Here is a 3,096-nt window from a genome sequence, read left to right as displayed (position 1 = left end):
AGCGCTATATCGCTTCCGATATTGCGCAGCAGATGGCACTCAGCCAGATTGAGCCGCAAAAAGCGGAATCGCCCTTCAGCTGTTTGTCGGAAAGGGAATTGCAGATTATGCTGATGATCACCCGAGGGCAAAAGGTGACGGAAATTTCCGAGCAGCTTAATCTCAGCCCGAAAACCGTTAACAGTTACCGTTATCGCATGTTCAGTAAGTTGAACATCAGTGGCGACGTAGAGTTAACGCATCTGGCCATTCGACATGGTCTCTATAATGCGGAGCCGTTAATCAGTAGTGAGTGACGTTTTCAATTCCAAAGCCTTTCTAAGCACCGTGACCAGTCAGCCCGGCGTCTACCGCATGTATGACGCGACAGGCACGGTGATCTATGTCGGTAAAGCGAAAGACCTCAAAAAGCGCCTGACCAGTTATTTCCGCACTCAGGTGGGCAGCCGAAAAACCGAAGTCCTGGTCAGTAACATCCAAAACATCGACGTGACGGTGACGCATACCGAAACCGAAGCGTTGCTGCTTGAACACAATTACATCAAGCTCTATCAGCCTCGCTATAATGTGCTGCTGCGTGATGATAAATCCTATCCCTATATATTTCTGAGTGCAGACGCGCATCCGCGACTGGCGATGCATCGTGGTGCCAAACACGCGAAAGGGGAATACTTTGGGCCTTTCCCTAATGGCTATGCGGTGCGTGAAACCCTGGCGCTGTTGCAGAAAGTGTTCCCGATTCGACAGTGTGAAAACAGTGTTTATCGCAACCGCTCTCGCCCCTGTTTGCAATATCAGATTGGCCGTTGCCTTGGGCCGTGTGTAGCGGGTTTGGTCAGCGAAGATGAGTATGCGCAGCAAACCGATTACGTGCGGCTGTTTCTCGCCGGCAAAGATGATCAAGTAATCAACCAACTGGTCAAACGCATGGAAGAGGCCAGCTATGGATTGCGCTTCGAAGAAGCGGCGCGTCTGCGCGATCAGATTCAGGCGGTACGACGCGTCACAGAGAAGCAGTTTGTCTCCAATCAGGGGGATGACCTTGATGTGATGGGGGTGGCATTCGACGCCGGTATGGCTTGTCTGCACGTGCTGTTTATTCGGCAGGGCAAAGTGCTGGGTAGCCGCAGTTATTTCCCGAAAGTGCCTGCTGATACCGATCTCACCGAAGTGGTGCAAACCTTTGTCGGCCAGTTTTATCTGCAGGGGAGCGAAGCACGCACTTTGCCAGCTGATATTCTGCTGGACTTCAGTCTGCCCGAACGTGAGTTGCTGGCCGATTCCTTAAGTGAATTGGCCGGCCGCAAGGTCAATATTCAAAGCAAACCGCGCGGTGATCGGGCACGCTACCTTAAACTGGCGCGCACCAATGCGGCCACCGCTTTGACCACTAAACTGTCTCAGCACTCCACTATTCAGCAGCGACTAGCGGCGCTGGCCGTCTTTCTCGAACTCGACAGCATCAAGCGCATGGAGTGTTTCGACATCAGTCACACCATGGGTGAGCAGACGATAGCTTCGTGTGTGGTCTTTAACCGCGATGGACCGCTGCGTTCGGATTACCGCCGCTATAACATTGAAGGCATCACGCCCGGCGACGACTACGCCGCGATGAACCAGGTATTACGTCGTCGTTATGGTAAAGCGCTGGAGGAGGACAAAATCCCTGATGTGATTATCATCGATGGCGGTAAAGGCCAGCTGGCACAGGCGAAACAGGTGTTCGCAGAGCTGGATGTGCCCTGGGATAAAGATCATCCCATTCTGCTGGGCGTGGCAAAAGGCACTGACCGTAAAGCGGGTCTGGAAACGCTGTTCTTTGAAGCGGAAGGCGAGGGCGTTTCGTTGCCGCCAGATTCGCCTGCACTGCATGTCATTCAACATATTCGTGATGACTCTCACAATCATGCAATTTCGGGGCACCGGAAAAAACGCGCCAAAGTGAAGAACACCAGTGCGCTGGAAAGCATTGAAGGGGTAGGGCCAAAACGGCGTCAACAGCTGCTTAAGTACATGGGGGGCCTGCAACCCCTGATGAATGCCAGCGTGGATGAGATTGCTAAAGTGCCGGGGATTTCCTTCGCGCTGGCGGAAAAAATCTACTACTCGCTGAAACACTAGCATTGAAACAGGGGGGGCAATGTAGGAACATACGTTAAATTCTACTCACACCAGACAGTTACTGGCATATGCAATTTAACATTCCGACGTGTCTTACCCTGTTTCGAGTTGTACTGATTCCATTCTTTGTGCTGGCATTTTATCTGCCTTTTCAATGGGCACCATTTGCCACTGCATTGATCTTTGTCGTTGCCGCCGTGACTGACTGGTTTGATGGTTTTCTTGCCCGCCGCTGGAAGCAAACTACGCGTTTTGGCGCTTTCCTCGATCCCGTGGCTGACAAAGTGATGGTGGCCATTGCGTTGGTACTGGTCGCCGAGTATTTCCACGCCTGGTGGATTACCTTACCGGCAGCGACCATGATTGCGCGCGAAATTATTATCTCAGCCTTACGTGAGTGGATGGCGGAGATTGGTAAGCGCAGCAGCGTGGCGGTTTCCTGGATTGGCAAAGTGAAAACCACGGCGCAGATGTTCTCCCTGTTCGCCTTGCTGTGGCGTCCAGACGCAACCGTAGTGGGCGTGGGCGTGGTGGCACTGTATATCGCCGCGGTGCTGACCTTCTGGTCAATGTTCCAATATTTAAGCGCCGCACGCGGTGATCTGCTCGATAGCTGATCGATGCGATTTAAAAAGCAGCAAACGGACGCGCTGTGTGGATAATTCTATTGACTCATTGCGTCAGATAAGTAGAATGCATCGCATCGAACGGCAGCGAGTCTGCAAGAAGCTGAATAAAATCAGCGAGTTCGGTGAATTGCGGGAATAGCTCAGTTGGTAGAGCACGACCTTGCCAAGGTCGGGGTCGCGAGTTCGAGTCTCGTTTCCCGCTCCAAATTTAGTCCTCCGTTGTTAACGGATGACACATCAGAATAAAGGCGCGTTGGCAGAGTGGCCATGCAACGGATTGCAAATCCGTCTACCTCGGTTCGACTCCGGGACGCGCCTCCAATTTACACCCTGCCCGGGTGGTGAA

The 3,096-nt window shown here is 52.6% G+C and carries 3 protein-coding genes and 2 tRNA genes; all 5 read left to right on the top strand.

All coding sequences use genetic code 11. From position 1 onward, the window contains the following. On the top strand, positions 1-296 hold a 296-nt coding region (locus RT340_RS22420), incomplete at its 5' end, for a LuxR C-terminal-related transcriptional regulator (protein WP_313377851.1). Next, positions 289-2,121: an excinuclease ABC subunit UvrC gene (gene uvrC / locus RT340_RS22415; RefSeq protein WP_034820298.1), complete on the top strand. Its 1,833-nt coding sequence runs from the start codon at positions 289-291 to the stop codon at positions 2,119-2,121. The genes RT340_RS22420 and uvrC, both read left to right, overlap by 8 nt. 68 nt (positions 2,122-2,189) lie before the next feature. Then, positions 2,190-2,738, top strand: a complete 549-nt coding sequence (gene pgsA / locus RT340_RS22410) for a CDP-diacylglycerol--glycerol-3-phosphate 3-phosphatidyltransferase (RefSeq protein WP_034820295.1) — start codon at positions 2,190-2,192, stop codon at positions 2,736-2,738. A 141-nt stretch (positions 2,739-2,879) separates the two neighbouring features. Then, positions 2,880-2,955: transfer RNA gene (locus RT340_RS22405), tRNA-Gly, on the top strand. A 42-nt stretch (positions 2,956-2,997) separates the two neighbouring features. Then, positions 2,998-3,071, top strand: a tRNA-Cys gene (locus RT340_RS22400). The last annotated feature ends 25 nt before the right edge of the window (positions 3,072-3,096 follow it).

Source organism: Pantoea sp. CTOTU50773 (assembly GCF_032082325.1).
Classification (GTDB): Bacteria; Pseudomonadota; Gammaproteobacteria; order Enterobacterales; family Enterobacteriaceae; genus Pantoea; species Pantoea communis.
This window is presented reverse-complemented; position numbering and strand designations above follow the sequence as displayed.